Consider the following 19731-nt stretch of genomic DNA (forward strand, 5'->3'; position numbering starts at 1 on the left):
AAAAACGCCCGGCGCGATGGCCGGGCGAGTCGAACGATACGAGGCGGCCTGCGCCGCCCCGTATGCGGTCATTCCGCAGCGACGAGGTGCTGCCGGTCTTCGTCTTCTTCAGCCGCGCCTTCCTCGTCGTCACCGTCGCCGGCGAGGAAGTCGGGCAAAGCCTCGACCTCGCCATCGGTGTCGGCGGCCGCATCACCATCGAGATCGACCAGGCGCAGCGGTTCGGGCAGCCAGCCGGTATCGGCCAAGAGGCGCTCGGCTTCCTTGGCCATGTCGCCCTTTTTCAGATGGTCGATAAGCTGGGCCGCGCGTTCGCCCGCACCCTCGCGCACCGCCGCGAGAATCTGGGTCTTGGTCACGCGACCGAGATAGTTCTCGACCGTGGGCCGCCATCCCGCATCGAGCACCATGTCGAGGCCGGTGGCGCGGGCGATCCGGTCGGCCCCGGCAAGGCGACGATCAAGGCCATGCTGCGAGATACCGGAGGCACTATGAGGGTTCGGACGCTCGTAAAGCGCATTCACGCCATAGCTGACGCAATGGGCGAGAAGCGCCATGCGGCTCGCCTCGTCGAGCGCGGCGATCCAGTCCCAGAGCGCCGCTTCGTCGGAAGGCATGTCGGCCTTCCAGGCGTCGAAGCGCTCGCCGATCGCCTTGACCGACGGGCTGTCGGCGAGATCGGAGCCCTGCGAAGACAAATACCTGTGGCGAACGGAAACCTCCAGGCACCCGGTCGGTGCCGAGTAATGATAGCGCTCCATCACCATGCGGTGGAGCAGCGCCGTCATCGCGACGTGCGGGTTGCTGGCGAGCGCTTCCTGAAGCGCGACGGTGCGATGGGCGGTCAGCTCGATGACGAGCCGCTCCGGCAGCGGCTTGATCCCGCCGTCGTCATCGTCCTCTTCGGGTTCGGCCGGCTGGCCGCCGATGGTGATGACGGCGCGCTGCACGTCGCCGTCATTTCCGCCGGCGACGCTGGTGTTTTCGTTCTCGCCGTGCCCGGCATCGGCCACCGGCTCGTCCTCGGCCCGGACATAGCCGCGCTCGATGATAGGCTCGCCGTCGCGGTCGATGCTGATGAAGACACCGGCGCGGGCGACCTCGGCAGGATCATAGATGACGGGGCGCTTCTCGAAGCCTTCCAGAGCGGCCTCGATCTCGCCCAGCCGCCGATCGATCTCCTCCGGCAGCTCGTCGTGCTCGGAATATTCCGATTCGAGATCGTCGTACTCGTTGCGCAATGCCTCGCGCGCGGCGCGCTCCTCGTCGGTGAGATCGGCGAAGCTGCCGGTGATCTCGCGAAGGCCGTTGTCGTAACCGTAGGGATGGCTGGTATCGACAGCGATCCACTTCCAGCCCTCGGCCGCCACTTCATCGGCAATGGCCTTCAGCTTCTCCGAAACCAGGCGGTCGAGAAGCGCAACGGCTTCGAGCCAGCCGCCGTCGTCCTCGGAGAAGAGGTCGCGCAGCATCGCGCCGCCGGCCTGCTCATAGGCGTCCACGCCGACGAAGCGCACGCGCTTGTCGTCGGTTGGAACGGTGGTCTCGGTCAGGAACTGGCGGACCTGCCAGGGCTGGACATTGTAGGAGCGCTGGACAGCCTCCCAGACCTGTTCCTGGCGGGCATGGTCGGGATTGACGGTGAACGCCTCCAGCATCGCCAGCGGCATGCCGTTGCGCGCATAGACTTCCAGTAGAGCCGGCGAGACCGAAGCCAGGCGCATGCGCTGCGTGATGTAGCGCGGCGTGGTGCGATAGGCGTCGGCGATCTCCTCCTTCGTCATGCCGTCGTCTAACATGCGCTTGAACGCCCGAAACTGGTCGAGAGGATGCAGGCCGAGCCGAAGCACGTTTTCCGCGAGCGAGTCGTCGACAGCCGAGGTCTTGGCGTCGGCCTTCTTGACGAGGCAGGGAACGAGGCCATCGGCGGGAAAGCGTCCGGCCTCGACCAGACGCGCGATCGCCCGGAACCGGCGGCCACCAGCCGGGGTCTCGAAATCGCCGGTCTCGTTGCCGTCGGCATCAAGGATGGCGCGGACATTGATGCCCTGCACGATGTCCTCGCGACGGTCGATGTCGTGGGTGAGATCGTCGAGACCGGCCTCGACGTCGGTTTCGCGGACGTTGCTGTCCGAGAGGCGGATGCGATTGAAGGGAATGTCACGCGAACGCGAGAAGACGATCATCGCGACGGCAGGCTTCTTCGACTTCCTGGCAGCTTTGGCCATGGTGGTTTCTCCGTGACGGGCGGCCGAGACCCTCTCTCGACCTTCCAACCCGTCACGAAATCCCTAACCCCTCTCTCACTCTCGACCGGGCTGCGCGCGACGCTACCAGTCGAAGCGCTGCGGTCGTTCCGCATTCACCCTGTATTTCCGGCGCAAGGCGAGGATCGCCGCCTCCTGCCGGTCGATCTTGCGCCGGAGTCGGTCGAGATCCGGCCCCGCAACCACCAGGAGGCGATCGAGCACTCGCCGGTATTCCGCCTCGTCCGCGCCGGTCCACCGGCTCATGCGCCGATGGTGGTGCCGGGATTTCGGGCGGAGGCGAATCGTCTCCCCCTCGGCGCGATTGCTAAGTACGCGTTCGGCAACGGCGAGATTGCGCCACGCATCCGCAAGCGCGTCCTCCATGCGCGCCAGCATCGAGCGCAGACGATCAGGAGACATCATCACCATCAGACGCCGTCCCGTCGCGCGCGCGCCGCGGCATAGATGATCCGTTCTGCGCGACGAATGCTGCCGGCTTCCCTCGCAGCCTCCGCCCAGACGGAAATCGGAAAGTCGCCGGAAAAGAGAATGTCGCGCTCGATGCCGAGTCCGAAAGGCAGGCGCACCGAGGCTATCTCCTCCAGAGAGAAGTAGCCAAGCTCTGGCTCGCCGAGATCGGCCAGGCCAAAGAGGATGTCGCCGTCTGCATCGAGTTCGGTCGCCAGCCAGACGCCGGCGCCGAGCGGGTTGAAGAATTTGACGACTGGCACATGATCGGTGTCGCGCTGGCGGCCATTGGCGAGAAGCTGCGCGCGCAGTTCGTCGGTCAGGAGAATCACGCGGCCCTCCTGTCGATGGCGGTCTCGGGCGTGGCAGGCCGCAGCTCGTCTTCCGGCAGGAAGGAGAGCAGCCAGTCGGCCGCCTTGCTCGCCTGCGAGGCCGCGCGCACGACGGCGCGGGAATCCTCGCGCATGACCTCCAACCAACTGCCAATGTAATCGGCGTGGCGCACCGTCGGCACGATGCCGAGCGCGGCACAGCTAAAGGCCGAAGTCTGCTCCGCGATCAGCTCTTCGAAGACATATTTCTTCGAGCCGAACGAGCCCGTCAGGTCGCGGTTCAGCCGGCTGTGATGGCCGCTGGCGTGACCGAGTTCGTGCAGCGCCGTCCGGTGCCAGTTGATGGGCTCGAAATAAGCCTGGGGCGGCGGGACCGTCACATAGTCCTGGGACGGGACGTAGAAGGCCCGGTTTCCGCCGATGCGGAAATCGACGCCGGTCGCCTTGATGAGCGCCTCGACCCTCGGCTCGATCAGGCCGGGCGGTGGTGGGGGCGCGACGGTGGCGATGTCGTCGGGCAGCCCGTCGCATTGCGCCACGTTGAAAACCGTAAAGCGCTTCAGGAACGGGATGGCATGCGCTTCCTCGCCGGTCTCGCGGGCGCGGCGCTTCTCATCTTCCGGCGTAAAACGGTCGGCATAGACGACCGTGGTGCCGTGCTCGCCCTTGCGGACATGGCCGCCGAGAGAAAGCGCCTGCCGAAATGTGAGCCAGCCCTGGCAGGGAAAGCCGTGCTCGATGACGGCGCCCCAAAGGATGAGCACGTTGATGCCGCTATAGCTGCGGGAGGTAGCGGCGTTTTTCGGCAGGCCGAGCGGCGCCTTGGCGGCCGACGTACCCCAGGGCTGCACCCATGGCACGCGACCAGCCTCAAGCTCGGTGATGATTTTGGTGGTGATTTCGTCATATAGGTTCGTCCGGTCCGAGCCGGTGCGAACGCTGCGATCATGTCTGGACATCGCGGTTCTCCGCGACGGGCGCCGGAAGACTCTCCTCCGGCCCTCAACCCGTCACGGCAAGCCCGACCGCACTCTCACTCTATAGGGGGCGTTGCGGGGCAGGCTGTGCAGAAACTCAGCGAGGACTCGATGCGGCCGCGATGACGCAAACCGAATAGAGCGGGGTTCTCAGCCCCGCGACATCAGCGCTCCGGTTCCGAAGGCGTTCGAAGCGCGGATAATGTTGAATGCCAGGACCGAGAGGGCAGCTTCGGCTTTCACCCGCCGCAAACCGCGGGTCAGGAAGCGACCTCCGCCAGACATTCGCTTGATGGTGCCGAAGGGATGTTCGACCGTGCAGCGCCGGATCGTCATAAGATCAGGGTTCTCCTGAACCCGACGTTCCATCCGATCAAGCGCGCCCTGATCCACGAGCCTGTGAATGGTGCGCTGATATCCCGGCGTACACTGCTGTTTGATCTGGCAAGTCTGGCAGGCGGGCGTTCTGTAACGGATCGCCCGATTTCGGGTATGCTTGCCCTTGGGATACATGGTTTCACCAGCAGGGCAGCGGATCGTGTCGGTCTGCTCGTCATGGACGAATTGCACGGGGCGGAAGTATTGCGCGCTCATGGCCCCGCGCTTGATCGGCGCTGCCACGCGGACACCGTCCCGTTCGCAACGCGCGACTTCCTGCGCGTTCGAGTAGCCTCCGTCCGCCAGCACTTCGAGCTGGTCGACGTCGAGCACTTCTTTTGCCGCTATCGCCATTGGATGCAGCAACTGGCTGTCGTTGGCTTCGTTGGCGACATCGTTGTGAATGATCAGCCCGCTTTCGATATCGACGACACTCTGGAGATTATAGGCTGGGAACTTCGGCGCCCGGCCATATCCCATTGGTCGTGCATCCGGCTCTCCGAAGACCACGACGTTGGTATCATGCTCAGCGAGTTCGGCCTGCCGCTTTTCCAAGCGCTGCTTACGGCGTTCGAGTGACGCGATCGCGCTGGCAAACGCCGCGCGATTGACCGTCTGATCGCGCGCGCCCGCCGAGTGTTGATCTGCTATGTTGAGGCGGTCGAGATAGTAGGCGATTTCTGTTTCGGTATGAGCGATGTCGCGTGCCAGACGATCCGCTCCTGCAATATTCTTCGCGCTGGCAACCGCCCGCATCTTTGTTCCGTCCAGCGCCACCTTGCCAGGAGTGACCAAGCCGTTCTCGCGACAGAAGCTGATGAATGCGGCGCCCGTGCCGATGATCGCTTCGGGGTTGTCGTGCCGGAACGCTGCAATGGTCCGATAATCCGGGGTCATTCGCCGCATCAGCCAGATGGCCTCCAGGTCGCGCTGGCAGGCGCGCTCCAATTGTCGCGAGGAGCGCAACTGGTTCAGGTAGCCCCAGATGTAGAGCCGCAGCATGTCGCCGGGGTGATAGCCAGGTCGTCCTGTCGGGGCAGAGACGGTGCGCTCGAAGCCGAGCGCCGTGAGATCGAGGGTTTCGACGAAGGCATCAATGACGCGGACGAGAGAGTCCTGCGACACGTAATCTTCAACACAGGCGGGCAGCAGTAACGGCTGGCTCCGGTCATATCCCTCAATAAAGCGTCCCATCGTGCCCCGTCCCGCAAATAATTAAGTGTACCATCCGCAGGTGAATAACCCCAGTAAATGCTTGGCAATACGAGCAATATCTACTGAGCGCGCTTGGGCTTCCCGTCCTCACTGTTCGGCGGCGCTGTCCAGCTACCCGACCATGTGGAAACTTCGGATCGTCCCTGCCTAGACGCTCGCCAATATGTCGATTAGTCTCGACACATGGAATCAGATAATGCCATCCTCGCTTTCGCCGCGCTCGCGCAACCGACCCGACTCGACGTGTTCCGTCTACTGATGGAGCATGAGCCGGACGGGTTGCCCGCAGGCGAGATCGCCCGCAGGTTAGATGTCCCCCACAATACGATGTCCACACATCTGGCGACGCTGACGCGCGCCAGCCTGATAGAGGCGGAGCGGCATAGCCGGTCGATCATTTATCGGGCAAGGCTCGACGCCGTTCGCGCGCTTGCCAGCTTTCTCGTCAAGGATTGCTGCGGCGGCCGACCCGAGATCTGCGCGCCGCTGATCGCCGATTTTTCCCCTTGCTGCTCACCGCAAACCCTCACCGCAAAGGAGGCCACTCATGACTGACCGCATCTTCAACGTCCTGTTCCTCTGCACCGGCAATTCGGCGCGCTCAATCCTCGCGGAAAGCATCCTGAACAAGGATGGCGAAGGCCGATTTCGTGCCTTCTCTGCCGGGTCGCAACCCAAGGGGGCGGTCAATCCCTTCGCGCTGAAGGTGCTGAAGAGCTTCGACTACCCCTCTGAAGGCTTCCGCTCGAAGGGTTGGGAAGAGTTTGCTGGGCCTGATGCGCCTGTCATGGATTTCGTGTTCACCGTCTGCGACAGTGCCGCCGGCGAAACCTGCCCTGTCTGGCCTGGCCAGCCGATGACGGCTCATTGGGGCATCGAAGACCCTGCCGCCGTCGATGGCCCGGATATCCAGAAGGAAGCCGCCTTCGTTGCGGCCTTCCGCTACATGAAGAACCGCATCTCGGCCTTCACGTCCCTGCCGGTTGCTAGTCTCGACAAGGCGTCGCTGCGCACGAAGCTGACCGAGATCGGCCAATCAGATGGCGCGTCGTCTCCCAGAAACAGCGCGGCGTGAGGCGAGCCATGGATGTCATCATCTATCACAACCCGGATTGCGGGACTTCGCGCAACACGTTGGCGATGATCCGCAATGCGGGCGTCGAGCCGCATGTCATCGAATATCTGAAGACGCCGCCATCTCGGGACATGCTGACTCGGCTTATCGCGCGCATGGGCATATCGGTGCGAGAGCTGCTGCGCGAGAAAGGCACGCCCTATACGGAGCTTGGCCTTGGCGACCCGGCGCTGAGCGACGAGCAGTTGCTCGATGCTATGATGGCGCATCCTATCCTGATCAACCGACCCATCGTCGTCAGCCCTAAGGGCGTCCGGCTCTGCCGACCGTCCGAGGACGTGCTCGACCTGCTGCCGCCGCAACGCGGCGCGTTCGTCAAGGAAGACGGCGAGCGCGTGATCGACGAACACGGCCAGCGTGTCGCAACGGCCTGAGGGAATTGCATGTCCACCTTTGAACGCTACCTGACCCTCTGGGTCGCATTGTGCATTGTCGTCGGCATCGCGCTCGGCCATTTTCTGCCGGGCGCATTTCATGCCATCGGCGCGATGGAAATTGCCAAGGTCAACCTGCCGGTGGCGGTACTGATCTGGCTGATGGTCATCCCTATGCTGCTCAAGATCGACTTCGCGGCCCTTGGCGAGGTCGGCCGCCACTGGCGCGGCATCGGCGTAACGCTGTTCATCAACTGGGCGGTAAAACCGTTCTCGATGGCGCTACTGGGCTGGTTGTTCATCGGATGGCTGTTTCGGCCTTATCTCCCGGCGGACCAGATCGACAGCTACATTGCCGGACTCATAATCCTCGCGGCCGCGCCATGCACGGCCATGGTGTTTGTCTGGTCGAACCTGACCAAGGGTGAACCGCATTTCACATTAAGCCAGGTCGCCCTCAACGACGCGATCATGGTCGTCGCCTTTGCGCCGATTGTCGGCCTGCTGCTGGGCCTGTCAGCCATCACCGTGCCGTGGGGCACGCTGGTCCTGTCGGTCGTCCTCTATATCGTCATTCCCGTCATCATCGCGCAGATCATCCGTCGCCGGATGCTGACAAGTGGCGGGCAGGCAGCGCTTGACCGGCTGCTTGCAAAGCTCGGCCCGGCTTCTCTCGTCGCTTTGCTGGCGACGCTGGTTTTGCTGTTTGGATTTCAGGGCGAGCAGATCATCGCGCAGCCGGCCATCATCGGCCTGCTGGCAGTGCCGATCCTGATTCAGGTCTATTTCAACTCCGGCCTTGCCTATCTGCTCAACCGGCTTGCCGGCGAACAACATTGCGTGGCCGGTCCCTCGGCGCTGATCGGCGCGTCAAACTTCTTCGAACTGGCGGTCGCCGCCGCCATCAGCCTGTTCGGCTTTCATTCGGGCGCGGCGCTCGCCACGGTTGTCGGCGTGCTGATCGAAGTGCCGGTGATGCTCTCGGTCGTCTGGATCGTGAACCGCTCCAAAGGCTGGTATGAACGCGGCGGCAAAGTCTCCAGACTGGCGGAGGCGCAGCGCTGATGCCGGACGAGCTTCCCAATCTTGATGCCGGTTGCGTTGATACTCCCAGCCTTGGTCGGCTGCGCGTAACCGACCCTTCTACCCATCCGCCGCGTATCCTGCTGCTTTATGGCTCGCTCCGCGAGCGATCCTACAGCCGTTTCCTGACATTCGAGGCCGAGCGCCTGCTCAAACACTTTGGCGCGGAAACACGCATCTTCGATCCGCATGGCCTGCCATTGCCGGACGGCGCCGAGGTCAATCATCCCAAGGTGCAGGAATTACGTGAACTTTCGCTCTGGTCGGAAGGCCAGGTCTGGACCAGCCCGGAGCGGCACGGCGCAATGAGCGCGGTGATGAAGGCGCAGATCGACTGGATTCCCCTTTCGGTCGGCGCGGTAAGGCCAACGCAGGGCCGGACACTCGCGGTGATGCAGGTCTCCGGCGGCTCGCAGAGCTTCAACGCCGTCAACCAGATGCGTGTGCTCGGCCGCTGGATGCGCATGGTGACGATCCCCAACCAGTCCTCCATCGCCAAGGCCTTTCAGGAGTTCGACGATGCGGGCCGGATGAAACCGTCCTCCTATTATGATCGAGTGGTCGACGTAATGGAGGAACTGATGAAGTTTACGCTTCTGACGCGCGACGTCTCACCCTACCTGACCGACCGCTATTCCGAGCGCAAGGAGAGCGGCGAGGCCCTGATGCAGCGGGTCAATCTGACGGCTGCAACCTGAGAATCTATCCCGCGCCGATCGCACGTCATCGCTCGCAAGAATGCCCCAACCAACGAGGTCCCTTGAATGGATCATAGCCCGCAACAGTCGCAAGGAAGCGTCTCCGAGGTATTCCGCGCATTCCTGAAGCTGGGGCTCACCTCCTTCGGTGGACCGATCGCACATCTGGGCTATTTCCGGGACGAGCTGGTGACGCGGCGAAAATGGCTGAGCGAAAGCGCATATGCCGATTTGGTGGCACTGTGCCAGTTCCTGCCCGGTCCGGCTTCCAGCCAGGTCGGCTTTGCTCTTGGTCTGACGCGGGCGGGATGGCTCGGCGCGTTCGCAGCTTTCCTCGCCTTCACCCTGCCATCGGCCATGATCCTTCTTGCGCTTGCCATGACGGCTACGCGGCTGGAAAGCCCGTTAGCGCTTGGCGTCCTACATGGTCTCAAGATCGTCGCCGTCGCCATCGTGGCGCAAGCCGTGTGGGGCATGGCAAAAAACCTGTGTCCCGATAAGGAGCGCGCCACGATCGCGGTCGTGGCCGTGCTTCTGCTTGCCTGGGCGCCGGGAGCGATCGGGATGATGGCGGCCATACTGCTGGGCGCACTCGCCGGACTGGCTCTTGGCAAAGGACAGGTCACGATTGGCGAGCATCTGCCTGTGCCGGTTTCACGCAAAGCCGGACTGATGACCTTCGCGCTGTTCGTCGCCCTACTGATTGGCCTGCCGGTCCTAGCGGGGCAAGCGCAAGGATGGGCGCTGGCGGACAGCTTCTTTCGTGCCGGCTCGCTTGTCTTTGGTGGCGGACATGTCGTGTTGCCGCTGTTACAGGCTGAAACGGTCACGCCAGGATGGGTGTCCGATGATGCCTTCCTTGCGGGTTATGGCGCAGCGCAGGCGGTCCCCGGACCGCTCTTTACCTTTGCCGCCTGGCTCGGAGCGGTCATGGGACCGGCGCCGAACGGCGTGGCCGGCGCGACGATCGCTCTTGTCGCACTTTTCCTGCCGGGCTTCCTGATCCTGATCGGGGCGTTGCCCTTCTGGGATCAACTGCGCCGTAAGACGTGGGCGCAGTCGGCCATGCAGGGCGCCAATGCCGCAGTCGTCGGAATCCTCGGCGCTGCGCTTTATTCGCCTGTCTTCACCAGCGCAATCGGAGGCATGCCGGATTTCGCACTGGCCTTGATTTGTTTCGTGGCGCTGATGGCCTGGAAAGCTCCGCCATGGGTCGTCGTGTTGCTGGCGGCCGTGGGTGGAGCTGCGCTTAGCCTGGTGATGTAAGGCGGTCTCGAAAGCTATAGGGCTCACTCTGTCAAACCCGAGGTAGCACGATGCTGAATTGTGTCGCGCCACGCCAACGCTAGCCGGCGAGATCCAAGCCAGCGACATCAGGGAGAGTTTCTGCACAGCCTGGGGGTCTCCCCGCAGAAGGAGGTGTGCCGGCGACTGCGGCGCCGGCCAGGGGGAAGGCTTTCCCCCTACATCATCCAATCATCCTGCAATTCGGAGCCCATCACGCACGACCGGCTGTCACGGAGCGTTTGCCCCGCCGTGCCACCGGCGATCCTGTCTGCCCGATTTCTATGTCGCCGAGACTGCGCAGATGCAGCACAGGCCGGGAAGGCAGTTTCACTGTCAGCTCGAGCTCGCCGCCACGGGCAAACGCTGTCTGTAATGGATGAATCGCGTCGGGTTGTGCCAGCATTGTGGCTTGGCGTACGACGGCTTCGCCGAGCGTCATGCGACCATCGAGCGTGTCGAGGACTGCATCGGCACGCTGGACAACAATGCGTCCTAACAGATCGCATTTTTTCGCTACACTGATGCCGGTATCCGACGAAATCTCATCCTCAAGCCCGAGACGAAGCACGACCTGGTTGAAGCGAGACTGGCTGTGCTGTTCGAGCAATTCTACGGCAGCACTCAGGGTCGGACGGGTGAAGGGAGTTGATCGCATGGGACGGCCTACTCAAACCGCAGGCCGAATAGCCCCCCAGTGTCCGTCGCGTCGGTAAGCTTCGTGTCCATGACATAGGAGCGGATATCGAAGCCGGTCTTGAACCCTTCACGCGGCAGCGCGTCAGAGTTCATTGTGACAATGTACTGAAACCCGGCCGCCTCTGCCCGTTCGGCGCCAAGCTGCAACGCCTTCGCAACCTGCCGTTCGTCCACCCCATCGAACAGATGGCTGTCATGGATCAGAAAGCCAGGACCGCGACCGTTCTTCAGGCTGATTTCGGTCAGCATGAGATCGAAGCAGAATATCTGCATGTTCGTGATGCCCTTGCTCCGCTGCCCATCGATATGAACCTCGAATTGCGGGCCACTTCCGGTCTCAGCAATCGTTAGGCTACCCGCCTTTTCGTAAAGGGACTCCGAGAGAGACTCGAAAATGAGGATAGCCTCGCGGATGATGTCGGTCCGTTCGTGGATATCGTCGCGTAGCGCCTTGGTCAGGTTGGCCCGTTCGATGTCGAGTTCAGCCTTGGTGCTTTCGATCCGTTCAGCGGTGTCAAGCCGCTGGCGAAGTCCTTCGACCTCAGCCTCGGCCCGGCCGGCTTCTTCGCGCAGCGATGTATAATGTTCGAGTGCGCCCCCAGAGCGCAGAACACCCATTATCTGCCGCCGCCGCCGGTCGCGCTCGGCTGTGCGCTGATCGCGTTCAGCGATACGAGCCTCTGCCGAGGCAATCTCCGCGGTCAGGTGCGCGCGCCGGTTCTCAATAATAGTCCGGTGGAAACGCTCCACCTCGTCAAAACGCCGCCGCACCATGTCGGGTAGGACGACGCCGGCCTCCGCATAGAGTTTCGTAACATCACCCAAGTCGGGCGCATCCTCATCGACCAGTGATGCGCGGAGCTGTTGCAGGAGATCGCCGTCGATCACGTTCTCGACGTTCATCCCGTCGATCTCGCGTGTAATTTCGTTCGCCTCACGCTCCAGAGCTTTGTATTCTGGCACCACCTCGAACGTTTCAAGCTGCCGGCGAAGCCGCACGGCACGAGCCTCAGCGACAGTCAGCTTCGTTCTGAGGTCGGCCGCCTTGCCGAAGAACCGGCCAAGATCGCCGCTGCGGGCGGCTTTACGCAGTTCCTGAGCGACCTTCTCCTGCGCGCGCAGTTCCTGAAAGCGGCCGGGAATGCTCCAGTCGAGGCCAAGCAGATAGCAGATCGAGACCTGCTGATCCCACGCCTGCTGCATTCCCGAATGTTGCATTGGCTGCTGAAAGCCGCCGCTGTTCTGACGACGGACGAAATAAGAGAAGAGCGAGCGGAATGACGGCTGGAAGCGCTCGGCTTCGTCTCCAGCCGAAATGGGCAGGCCGAACCAGATCTGGCCAAGGTTGGCTTTCCAGTTCTCGTTCGACAATTCGAACAGGCCGGCGCGTGTGTCGAACTGCGGTGGGATTGGCCAGTTCTCGACCGCGCCATTGACAAAGACCCGGCTCGGCTTGGCGCCGCTACGGGCGGCCGAGATGGTTTCTTGCGCTATGTCGACGGATACGTCGAAGGTCCACGCCGTCAGCGCATCAGAACGGAATATGCTATCCTTGCGCGCGTCGGCGCCAAACAGGAAGTGGACCAGCTCGATGAAACTGGTCTTGCCCGCACCATTCCTCGACTGGCGATCGTTGGCGCCCTCGCTCTTGTCGGCCAGCAGGATGTTCAAACCCGGCTTGAAGGTCAGTGTCTTGAAGGACGCAAGGTCGCTGCCGAAACGGCGGATCATGGTTGAACCCTCCGCACCAGGCCGCGATCGAAGTCAAGCGCACCAATCGTAAAGAGCAGGTCGAGCGAGAGAATGAACCACTGATAGTCAATTGGAGCATTGGGCGCATGAAGCGAACGGCGTCCGCGCATCTCGTCCCACAGCCGCGACATGGTCATCGGTCGCTTTAGAATATCGAGAACCTCCGCGCCGACGCCAATGAGCGCGCGATCGGGACGGACATGCTTTGTCGGGAGGATCATGATGCCTCCACAGGAACGGTGGTCGGATCTTCGAAGATGTCGCAGCTATCGAAGAAATAAGCGAGGACTGCTAGTGCCGCTCCCTGACGCTTCGGCTCGCCGTTGAAACCGGCATAATCCTGAAGGTGCTTGAAAATCGTGTCAGCCGGTAGATCGAGGGCTTTCAGCTCGGCATACCGCAGTCGGAAAGCCTCGGCGATGCGTTCACCGAGATCAGGACGGGGAACCTTCTGGAAGAACGTATCAACCAGCGCCGACTTCCGTCGGCCAATGCGCAGAAAAAGGCCGGATTCCTCGGAAAGAGCGTTTTTTTCCAGCTTTTCCGGGGACGGCGGCGTTAGGGGCGGATCGCTCGGATTGGGTTCTTGGCGCTGGAGTGCCTCGATGATCGGCACTAGATCGGACATGACCAGGCGATCAACGATTGCGATTGAGGCCGCTGGGCCGAACAGGGCCTGAAGCGCGGTCAGATCAAGTTTCATGGTGAGATCTAGCAGTTCCGGTTCGGACCATGTTGCGATTTGAACCGGCGTGTGGGCCTGACGAAGCCCGTCGAGATGCTGAACCGCGTTTGGCGGAAGTCCGCGTCCATCGTTATGGACGAACACCCATTCCTGCATGTTACCGCCCCAATGCGCACGGGCGCCGTGGAAGTCAGCATCGACCTTGGCGATAAGGTCGACTTCCTTCATGGCGTCGGGCGCGTAGCACTGGAACACGGAACCTGAAGTGATCCGGCGACCATCGCATTTCAGATCGCCATGGCGACCATAGGGACGTACTTCCTCAAAATCGGGACCGAAGGCATACCCTGCTAGCCGCACGAACCAATCCTGAAAGGCCGCACCCTTCAGTTTGTGAAACGCCAGTTGAAATCGCTCGACGTAAATAGATCGCTGCAACTCATCCATGACGCCGCCTTGGCGACGGCGCGTCGCTCTTTTTTCGCACCGGCTCCGCGCCGATTGGCGTAAGTTCGCCCAGATGATGAATCCTCAGCGCTGGTCGCTCGGGCATCTTAACAGTCAGTTCCAATTCGCCACCAACGGCTTCTACGTAGTTTCGCAAGGTCGATAGGTGCATGTCGGTCTGCTTCTCGATCTTGGAGACGGATGGCTGTGTAATATTCAAAGCGGACGCAATATCCGACTGCGCTTTGCCTGCGATCTGACGAAGTTCGCGCAAACCCTCGATCTCTCGCGTCATATCCTGCTGACGCGCATCTGTGACGACCTGGTGGTCATGAGGAAGGAGAGCAACGATATGGTCGGTGCTTCTACCCATCTTGCTGCCCTTCCTTGATGAGGGTTGGCGTGGTTCCGTCGCTGCCCAAAAGACAGGTCAGCCAATGTCGTGATTCCACCGACAATGAATCTGTGCCTGTATAGCTTTAAGGCTATGTTTGGTCAACGAAAAGGACGCGCGGCGCCTCTGGCGATGCCGCTGTTGATCGGCGGCAACTCGTGGCCCAGGCGTCGAGATCATCCACCGCGTATCGGACCCACTTGCCGAACTTGTGGTAGGCGGGACCGCCCCCGAGGGAGCGGTAGCATTCGAGGGTGTGAGCCGACAGCGCGAGGTATCGCGCTGCGGCTTCGGTATCGACGAACCGGATCGGGCCGGCATCTGCGACGAACTGGGCGCGTCGCAGGATGTCGGGCGACGGCCAGCGGCGTTGGGCTTTGGCTTCCTCACGCATGGGTTGTCTCCTGTGCCTCGGCCCGCTTGCTACCGGACGGTACGGTTCTGTTCTCGCCGCTACGGTGACGGAACGGACGATAATTCCCGAGGCGCGTGCGCGAGGTGTATTTGCCATCCTCGAAACCGAGCGGCTTGCCGTCGGGGCCGAGGGTGGCCGGAGCGGTGACCACCACCGGAGCAATGGAGGGCAACTCTGTGACGGGTGGCGGCGGTGGTGCGGGCGGCTGATGCTCGACACCTATGACGGCCATACGGCGCTGCGTGACGGCCTCCGCCGCAGCCCTGACGGGATCGTCCTCAGTGTGGACGTAGCGCATGAACATCGTCACCGTCTTGTGGGCGGTGAGCGCCATGCCGACCTTTACCGGCACGCCGGAATTGGCGATGTCGGTCGCGGAGCGATGACGGATGCCATGCGTGCCGACATGAGGAAGTCCCGCGCGCTTCAAGATACGCTTCCAGCCTTGGTAGTAGGTGTAGGAAGACATTGGCTTTTCCGGATCGAAGATCGAAGGGCAGACGAAGGGCGAGCTTTCGAGCCGAGGCGCGGTCTCGAAGAGGCGCAGCGCTTCGGCGCTCATAGGCTTCGACATTCCGCCGGTTTTGCTGTCCGGCCAGACGACACGGCGATTGTCGAAATCGATCCACGACCATTCAAGCTCGACGATCTCCGACATGCGCGCGGCGAACTCGAACTGGAGCCTGATCGCGAGAAGGATGAATGGATGCTCCAGCCCTTCCGCGTCGGCGCGATCGAGATACTCGAAGAGCTTGCGCATTTCCGCATCGGTGATGAGACGGGTTTTGCCGCGCTCGGGATATTTCGGGACATGGCGGCAAGGGTTGGAGCCGTCCGGGCGAAGCCCCCAGACCTCGGCGACATTGAACATCTTCCGGCACATCGCGAGCATCCGGTTCGCGCTGACCGGTGATTTCGCCATCTTCTTCATGAGATCGGCGATGTCGGCGCGCGTCACTTCCGGCACTTTCAGATGCCCGAGTTTCGGAATGAGGTGGCGCTTGGCCCGGTCCCGATTCGACTTGACGGTCGAGGGCTTGTTGCGGCCTTCGGAATAGTCGGTGATGAAGCGATCGAAGAGTTCCTTGACCGTTGGGGCCTGACGGCTCGCCATCCGCTCGGCGCTGGGGTCTCCTCCGCGCCGGACTTCGGCAAGCCAGTCCTGTGCGATGCCGCGTGCCTGCTCGACGGTGATCTCGCCATAGCGGCCGATCGCGGGCTTCCGGCGTTGGCCGCTGTTGGTGACATACGCGATCATGAAGGTTTTTCGCCCGGTGGGCGTGACCTTCACGAGAAAGCCGGGTATCGTCGTATCGCGGAGTTCGTAGTCGCGTTCCTGCGGGGTTGCGGCGTCCACCGCCGTCTTGGTGAGTTTGATCTTGGGCATTCCTAACCTCCGTTGAGGCCGGATTTCAGGTGCAGAATAGGAGCACCGCGAAAGCCAGCCGTAGCGAGCACCCGGTTAGGTAAGGATGTGTCGATAACTGAAAAAAGCTAGTGCCTACAGTCGGTTATCGGGAAATCGGATACCCCCGGATAAACAAAGGATAGGCGATAAGGCGTCGCTTAAAATCCCTCGGCCTTGGCTGTGCGGGTTCGATCCCCGCCGCCCGCACCATGCGGCACCCACGGGGTGTCGCAAGTCCTTTGTGGCGGTGATTCGCAGCCGGCCGGCGAAAGGACAGAGCGGCGCGGGTTGCGTGGCTCCTGCAGTCGGAAACCGTCGTTTTTCTGCCGATGCCAGGGCGGACTGTGCCGGTCTTGCAACACAGTTGCTTCCTTCGGCGCCGAAGAGGCGCAATCTATAGGCGAAGTCTTGCCAGGTAAAAGAACTTTCGCTTTTTTAGCGCCCAATGTTTCAATGTGGAGCACCATTGGGGGGCGTAGATGAAATTTCCGAAATACCTGACGAAGGCCTATCTCCAGAAGACCTACGGTTCGCTCAGCGGCGTCGGTGATTTTACGGTTACGCTGACCAAGTTCAGCAAGACCGCCACGACCCTGAAGGCCACCGTTGAAGTCGACAGCAGCTTCGGCGACAGCAAGACCGACATCCTGATGAAGGTCGGCAAGACCACGACGAGCCTGAGCCTGAAGATCGAGGCCGAGGGCTATAGCAGCAAGCTGGCCTATTCCACGGCGCAGACGAAGGCCGGCCTTACCATCAAGGCGACCTACACCGACAGCTTCAATACGAAGATGAACTACAGCCTCAACCTCGAGAAGGATGGGGATTTCAGCAAGTTCAAGCTGGTTTACGCCCTCGGCACCGAAAAGATGACCATCACCTCGACGAAGATTTCCGGCGATGTGGTGACGTTCAAGGCGGTGGACGGTGACGGTGACGTGATCGGCACGGCCAAGATCAACCTCAAGGCCTTCGGCAGCTATTACGACAAATCCGACAAGTATCTCTTCGATTCGTCGAAGACGGCCGAACTCTTCAGCAAGATCCAGCTCAAGTTCACCAGCGTGAAGAAGGCGGGCGAGCCGGCGGACGACGATCACAGCGGCGCCGACGCCTTCGTCTTCAAGAAGATGGCGGCTCCCGACGGCGACCACGACACGGCCGCCTTCGCCGCCCGTCCCTTTGCCATCGAGGATGCCTCGGATGCGGCAGGCTCCGATGCGTTCCACTTCGCAGCGGCGCACGATCTGGGCCAGCCGGTCCACGCATCCGATCTTTTCTGATCGACGATTGAAAACGGCATGACCGAACGGCGGGAGCGGCAACGCTTCCGCCGTTTCCGTTTGGGCTCGCCTCAGCCGGTGACGGCGTTGATGGCGAGGAAGAAGAGGGCGGAGATCGCGGCGGCGGACGGCAGCGTGATGATCCAGGCCCAGACGATGTTGCCGGCGATGCCCCAGCGCACGGCGGTGACGCGGCGCGCGGCGCCGACACCGATGATCGCGCCGGTGATCGTGTGCGTGGTCGAGACCGGGATGCCGAGCCAGGTCGCGGCGAAGAGGGTGATCGCCCCGCCCGTCTCCGCGCAGAACCCCTGCATCGGGTTGAGGCGGGTGATCTTGGAGCCCATCGTATGGACGATGCGCCAGCCGCCCATCAGGGTGCCCAGCGCCATCGCCGCCTGGCAGGTGATGACCACCCAGAAGGGCACGTGGAACTCGTTGCCGAGATAGCCCTGCGAGAACAGCAGCACGGCGATGATGCCCATGGTCTTCTGCGCGTCGTTGCCGCCATGGCCGAGCGAATAGAGCGAGGCCGAGATGAACTGCATGACGCGGAAAGTGCGGTCGACGGCGAACGGCGTCTGGCGCACGAAGAGCCAGGAGACCGTGAGCACGAGGATGAGGGCCAGCAGGAAGCCGATGGCGGGCGACAGGAAGATGGCGCTCGCCGTCTTGATGAGGCCGCTCCAGACGACCGCGTCGAAGCCTGTCTTGGCAAGGCCCGCGCCGACGAGGCCGCCGATGAGGGCGTGCGAGGAGGAGGAGGGGATGCCGAAGATCCAGGTGACGACGTTCCAGATGATCGCGCCCATCAGCGCCGCGAAGATGACGAGCGGGCTGACGATGCCGGGATCGATGATGCCCTTGCCGAGCGTCTCGGCGACATGCAGGCCGAAGAACAGGAAGGCGATGAAGTTGAAGAACGCCGCCCACATGACGGCATATTGCGGGCGCAGCACGCGCGTCGAGACGATCGTGGCGATCGAGTTCGCCGCATCGTGCAGGCCGTTCAGGAAATCGAACAGCAGCGCGATGCCGACGAGGCCGACGAGCAGCGGAAAGGCGAGGGTGGCGTCCATCAGACGTTCTCGATCACGATACCGCTGATTTCATTGGCGACGTCCTCGAAGCGGTCGACGACCTTCTCGAGCTCGCCATAGATCTCGCTGCCGATGATATAGGCCATCGGATCGGTCTTGCCGTATTGCCTGAAGAGGTCCTTGAGGCCCTGGTCGTGCAGCTCGTCCGAGCGGCCCTCGACGCGGGTGACCTCCTCGGCGATCGTGCTGAGGCGGCCGGCATGCACGCCCACCTTGTCGAGCAGCGGAATGGCCTCGGCGATAAGATGGGCGGCCTTGACGACGGCCTCGCCCATTTCCTGCATGCCGGGCTGGAAGCTCGTCTGCTCGTAGAGGCGGATGGTCTTGACCGTCTTGTGCATCATGTCGATGGCGTCGTCCATCGACTGGATCAGGTCCTTGATGTCGCCGCGGTCGAAGGGCGTGATGAAGCTGCGGCGCACGGCGAGCAGCACCTCGCGGGTGATGTCGTCGGCCTTGTCTTCCAGTTCGACGATGCGGTTGCAGTGTCTTTCCATGTCCGGCCCGCCGGCAAGGAGCGACTGCAGGGCTTCGGCAGCGCCGACGACGGTGCGGGAATGCTGCTCGAAGAGATCGAAGAAACGGTCCTCGCGCGGCATGAGTTTGCGAAACAGCGAAAGCATGGGTGCCCCTTACGTGGCTGGGGTTGTCATGCGGCTGTCATAATTGACCGTCAATCCTCTGGAAAGCGCCGATTCCGGCTTGTCACAATTCTCTGCGTGCCTGTGGAAAAGTCGGTCAGGGAACGATCTTGAAGGGCTGCTCGCTGATCGCGACCGCGCCGCTTGCGGCATCGCGGAAGCGGTAGCGCAGCACATAGTCGCCGACCGGCGGGCCGCTGAGATTGAGCGTCAGTTTGGCGAAGACCTCCTGGTTGCGCACGCTGCCCTTGAAGTCGAACGAGCCGAAGGCCTTCTGCTCAGCGAGCACCGTGCCCTTCGGATCGAGCAGTTCCAGGTCGACGGTGAAATGCGATTCGAGCAGGCCTCCGTCGGCCGGCCGCCAGGTGAGGCCGACCGGCTCGACATAGGAGATCAGCGCCTCGCCGGCCTTGAAGCTGGCTTCCGGCCGCACCGCATACATGCCGTAGCCCTCCGGCGCGGCCGAAACGAAGACGGCCTTGCCGATCGAGAAGGGCAGGGTGGCTGCGAAGGCCCCGAAGGCATCGCGGATCGTGTTGTGCGCGCCGACCGTGTCGCCGGCCGCGGCCTGTTCCTCCGCTTTCTTCGCCGCATCCGCGAGGGGACCGGCAAGGGCGAGCGTGGGTGCGAGCGCGGCAGCAAAGGTCATGCGCAACAGGGACTTCGACACGAACATTCCGTCTTCCTCCAGCCGGTTGGCGGCAGGATGCGAAG

The 19731-nt window shown here is 62.4% G+C and carries 22 protein-coding genes; 7 read left to right on the forward strand and 15 right to left on the reverse strand.

Annotation, left to right across the window (positions count from 1 at the left end):
- Positions 1-68 precede the first annotated feature (68 nt).
- The 5 genes from AABF56_RS06360 to AABF56_RS06380 all read right to left on the reverse strand — a co-directional run bounded on the left by AABF56_RS06360 (position 69) and on the right by AABF56_RS06380 (position 5598).
- Complete coding sequence (locus AABF56_RS06360; RefSeq protein WP_272805316.1) at positions 69-2228, reverse strand: ParB/RepB/Spo0J family partition protein; 2160 nt, start codon at positions 2226-2228, stop codon at positions 69-71.
- 102 nt (positions 2229-2330) lie between these two features.
- On the reverse strand, positions 2331-2678 hold the full coding sequence (locus AABF56_RS06365) for a hypothetical protein (RefSeq protein ID WP_272805317.1): 348 nt from the start codon (positions 2676-2678) through the stop codon (positions 2331-2333).
- The gene (locus AABF56_RS06370) at positions 2678-3049 is read right to left on the reverse strand and encodes a DUF2958 domain-containing protein (RefSeq protein ID WP_272805318.1); all 372 of its coding nucleotides are present in this window, start codon (positions 3047-3049) and stop codon (positions 2678-2680) included. Before AABF56_RS06370 ends, AABF56_RS06365 begins: the two co-directional genes overlap by 1 nt.
- Positions 3046-4008: an ArdC family protein gene (locus AABF56_RS06375; protein ID WP_272805319.1), complete on the reverse strand. Its 963-nt coding sequence runs from the start codon at positions 4006-4008 to the stop codon at positions 3046-3048. Before AABF56_RS06375 ends, AABF56_RS06370 begins: the two co-directional genes overlap by 4 nt.
- 168 nt (positions 4009-4176) lie before the next feature.
- Complete coding sequence (locus AABF56_RS06380; protein ID WP_272805320.1) at positions 4177-5598, reverse strand: IS1182 family transposase; 1422 nt, start codon at positions 5596-5598, stop codon at positions 4177-4179.
- Between the two features lie 204 nt (positions 5599-5802).
- Here AABF56_RS06380 and AABF56_RS06385 point away from each other — a divergent pair, with 204 nt between their 5' ends.
- From AABF56_RS06385 to chrA, 6 genes are all read left to right on the forward strand, one after another.
- Positions 5803-6174 (forward strand): ArsR/SmtB family transcription factor, encoded by a 372-nt coding sequence (locus AABF56_RS06385; RefSeq protein WP_046845536.1) that lies wholly within the window; start codon positions 5803-5805, stop codon positions 6172-6174.
- Positions 6167-6694, forward strand: coding sequence for an arsenate reductase ArsC (locus tag AABF56_RS06390; protein WP_272805321.1), 528 nt, complete (start codon positions 6167-6169; stop codon positions 6692-6694). Before AABF56_RS06385 ends, AABF56_RS06390 begins: the two co-directional genes overlap by 8 nt.
- A gap of 8 nt (positions 6695-6702) precedes the next feature.
- Positions 6703-7128: an arsenate reductase (glutaredoxin) gene (gene arsC, locus AABF56_RS06395; protein WP_272805322.1), complete on the forward strand. Its 426-nt coding sequence runs from the start codon at positions 6703-6705 to the stop codon at positions 7126-7128.
- 9 nt (positions 7129-7137) lie between these two features.
- On the forward strand, positions 7138-8193 hold the full coding sequence (gene arsB / locus AABF56_RS06400; protein WP_272805323.1) for an ACR3 family arsenite efflux transporter: 1056 nt from the start codon (positions 7138-7140) through the stop codon (positions 8191-8193).
- Positions 8193-8909, forward strand: a complete 717-nt coding sequence (gene arsH / locus AABF56_RS06405; protein ID WP_272805324.1) for an arsenical resistance protein ArsH — start codon at positions 8193-8195, stop codon at positions 8907-8909. The genes arsB and arsH overlap by 1 nt, the downstream gene beginning before the upstream one ends.
- Positions 8910-8975: 66 nt before the next feature.
- Positions 8976-10175 carry a chromate efflux transporter gene (gene chrA, locus AABF56_RS06410; RefSeq protein WP_272805325.1) on the forward strand — a complete coding sequence of 400 codons (1200 nt, stop codon included), beginning with the start codon at positions 8976-8978 and terminating at the stop codon, positions 10173-10175.
- Between the two features lie 232 nt (positions 10176-10407).
- Here chrA and AABF56_RS06415 read toward each other — a convergent pair whose 3' ends face one another.
- The 7 genes from AABF56_RS06415 to AABF56_RS06445 all read right to left on the reverse strand — a co-directional run bounded on the left by AABF56_RS06415 (position 10408) and on the right by AABF56_RS06445 (position 15972).
- Complete coding sequence (locus AABF56_RS06415; RefSeq protein WP_272805326.1) at positions 10408-10851, reverse strand: hypothetical protein; 444 nt, start codon at positions 10849-10851, stop codon at positions 10408-10410.
- Between the two features lie 8 nt (positions 10852-10859).
- A complete protein-coding gene (locus AABF56_RS06420) occupies positions 10860-12623 on the reverse strand; it encodes an ABC-three component system protein (RefSeq protein WP_272805327.1) in 1764 nt (587 codons plus the stop codon).
- Complete coding sequence (locus AABF56_RS06425; RefSeq protein ID WP_272805328.1) at positions 12620-12865, reverse strand: ABC-three component system middle component 6; 246 nt, start codon at positions 12863-12865, stop codon at positions 12620-12622. Before AABF56_RS06425 ends, AABF56_RS06420 begins: the two co-directional genes overlap by 4 nt.
- On the reverse strand, positions 12862-13776 hold the full coding sequence (locus tag AABF56_RS06430) for an ABC-three component system protein (protein ID WP_272805329.1): 915 nt from the start codon (positions 13774-13776) through the stop codon (positions 12862-12864). The genes AABF56_RS06425 and AABF56_RS06430 overlap by 4 nt, the downstream gene beginning before the upstream one ends.
- Positions 13769-14149: an XRE family transcriptional regulator gene (locus AABF56_RS06435; RefSeq protein WP_272805330.1), complete on the reverse strand. Its 381-nt coding sequence runs from the start codon at positions 14147-14149 to the stop codon at positions 13769-13771. Before AABF56_RS06435 ends, AABF56_RS06430 begins: the two co-directional genes overlap by 8 nt.
- A gap of 112 nt (positions 14150-14261) precedes the next feature.
- Positions 14262-14564 carry a helix-turn-helix domain-containing protein gene (locus AABF56_RS06440; RefSeq protein ID WP_272805331.1) on the reverse strand — a complete coding sequence of 101 codons (303 nt, stop codon included), beginning with the start codon at positions 14562-14564 and terminating at the stop codon, positions 14262-14264.
- Positions 14557-15972, reverse strand: coding sequence for a tyrosine-type recombinase/integrase (locus tag AABF56_RS06445; protein ID WP_272805332.1), 1416 nt, complete (start codon positions 15970-15972; stop codon positions 14557-14559). The genes AABF56_RS06440 and AABF56_RS06445 overlap by 8 nt, the downstream gene beginning before the upstream one ends.
- Positions 15973-16472: 500 nt before the next feature.
- Here AABF56_RS06445 and AABF56_RS06450 point away from each other — a divergent pair, with 500 nt between their 5' ends.
- Positions 16473-17276 carry a hypothetical protein gene (locus AABF56_RS06450; RefSeq protein WP_272805333.1) on the forward strand — a complete coding sequence of 268 codons (804 nt, stop codon included), beginning with the start codon at positions 16473-16475 and terminating at the stop codon, positions 17274-17276.
- A 71-nt stretch (positions 17277-17347) separates the two neighbouring features.
- Here AABF56_RS06450 and AABF56_RS06455 read toward each other — a convergent pair whose 3' ends face one another.
- The 3 genes from AABF56_RS06455 to AABF56_RS06465 all read right to left on the reverse strand — a co-directional run bounded on the left by AABF56_RS06455 (position 17348) and on the right by AABF56_RS06465 (position 19693).
- The gene (locus AABF56_RS06455; protein ID WP_272805334.1) at positions 17348-18355 is read right to left on the reverse strand and encodes an inorganic phosphate transporter; all 1008 of its coding nucleotides are present in this window, start codon (positions 18353-18355) and stop codon (positions 17348-17350) included.
- Positions 18355-18999 (reverse strand): DUF47 domain-containing protein, encoded by a 645-nt coding sequence (locus AABF56_RS06460; protein ID WP_244765659.1) that lies wholly within the window; start codon positions 18997-18999, stop codon positions 18355-18357. The genes AABF56_RS06455 and AABF56_RS06460 overlap by 1 nt, the downstream gene beginning before the upstream one ends.
- 115 nt (positions 19000-19114) lie before the next feature.
- Complete coding sequence (locus AABF56_RS06465; protein ID WP_272805335.1) at positions 19115-19693, reverse strand: hypothetical protein; 579 nt, start codon at positions 19691-19693, stop codon at positions 19115-19117.
- Positions 19694-19731 lie beyond the last annotated feature (38 nt).

Source organism: Shinella sp. WSC3-e, assembly GCF_945994535.1.
Classification (GTDB): Bacteria; Pseudomonadota; Alphaproteobacteria; order Rhizobiales; family Rhizobiaceae; genus Shinella; species Shinella yambaruensis.

What these genes read in the sequence shown, in the direction of transcription:
- AABF56_RS06360 (WP_272805316.1), bottom strand. Translation starts at nt 2,228, where the DNA reads ATGGCCAAAGCTGCCAGGAAGTCGAAGAAGCCTGCCGTCGCGATGATC.
- AABF56_RS06365 (WP_272805317.1), bottom strand. Translation starts at nt 2,678, where the DNA reads ATGGTGATGATGTCTCCTGATCGTCTGCGCTCGATGCTGGCGCGCATG.
- AABF56_RS06375 (WP_272805319.1), bottom strand. Translation starts at nt 4,008, where the DNA reads ATGTCCAGACATGATCGCAGCGTTCGCACCGGCTCGGACCGGACGAAC.
- AABF56_RS06380 (WP_272805320.1), bottom strand. Translation starts at nt 5,598, where the DNA reads ATGGGACGCTTTATTGAGGGATATGACCGGAGCCAGCCGTTACTGCTG.
- AABF56_RS06385 (WP_046845536.1), top strand. Translation starts at nt 5,803, where the DNA reads ATGGAATCAGATAATGCCATCCTCGCTTTCGCCGCGCTCGCGCAACCG.
- AABF56_RS06390 (WP_272805321.1), top strand. Translation starts at nt 6,167, where the DNA reads ATGACTGACCGCATCTTCAACGTCCTGTTCCTCTGCACCGGCAATTCG.
- arsC (WP_272805322.1), top strand. Translation starts at nt 6,703, where the DNA reads ATGGATGTCATCATCTATCACAACCCGGATTGCGGGACTTCGCGCAAC.
- arsB (WP_272805323.1), top strand. Translation starts at nt 7,138, where the DNA reads ATGTCCACCTTTGAACGCTACCTGACCCTCTGGGTCGCATTGTGCATT.
- arsH (WP_272805324.1), top strand. Translation starts at nt 8,193, where the DNA reads ATGCCGGACGAGCTTCCCAATCTTGATGCCGGTTGCGTTGATACTCCC.
- chrA (WP_272805325.1), top strand. Translation starts at nt 8,976, where the DNA reads ATGGATCATAGCCCGCAACAGTCGCAAGGAAGCGTCTCCGAGGTATTC.
- AABF56_RS06415 (WP_272805326.1), bottom strand. Translation starts at nt 10,851, where the DNA reads ATGCGATCAACTCCCTTCACCCGTCCGACCCTGAGTGCTGCCGTAGAA.
- AABF56_RS06420 (WP_272805327.1), bottom strand. Translation starts at nt 12,623, where the DNA reads ATGATCCGCCGTTTCGGCAGCGACCTTGCGTCCTTCAAGACACTGACC.
- AABF56_RS06425 (WP_272805328.1), bottom strand. Translation starts at nt 12,865, where the DNA reads ATGATCCTCCCGACAAAGCATGTCCGTCCCGATCGCGCGCTCATTGGC.
- AABF56_RS06430 (WP_272805329.1), bottom strand. Translation starts at nt 13,776, where the DNA reads ATGGATGAGTTGCAGCGATCTATTTACGTCGAGCGATTTCAACTGGCG.
- AABF56_RS06435 (WP_272805330.1), bottom strand. Translation starts at nt 14,149, where the DNA reads ATGGGTAGAAGCACCGACCATATCGTTGCTCTCCTTCCTCATGACCAC.
- AABF56_RS06440 (WP_272805331.1), bottom strand. Translation starts at nt 14,564, where the DNA reads ATGCGTGAGGAAGCCAAAGCCCAACGCCGCTGGCCGTCGCCCGACATC.
- AABF56_RS06445 (WP_272805332.1), bottom strand. Translation starts at nt 15,972, where the DNA reads ATGCCCAAGATCAAACTCACCAAGACGGCGGTGGACGCCGCAACCCCG.
- AABF56_RS06450 (WP_272805333.1), top strand. Translation starts at nt 16,473, where the DNA reads ATGAAATTTCCGAAATACCTGACGAAGGCCTATCTCCAGAAGACCTAC.
- AABF56_RS06455 (WP_272805334.1), bottom strand. Translation starts at nt 18,355, where the DNA reads ATGGACGCCACCCTCGCCTTTCCGCTGCTCGTCGGCCTCGTCGGCATC.
- AABF56_RS06460 (WP_244765659.1), bottom strand. Translation starts at nt 18,999, where the DNA reads ATGCTTTCGCTGTTTCGCAAACTCATGCCGCGCGAGGACCGTTTCTTC.
- AABF56_RS06465 (WP_272805335.1), bottom strand. Translation starts at nt 19,693, where the DNA reads ATGTTCGTGTCGAAGTCCCTGTTGCGCATGACCTTTGCTGCCGCGCTC.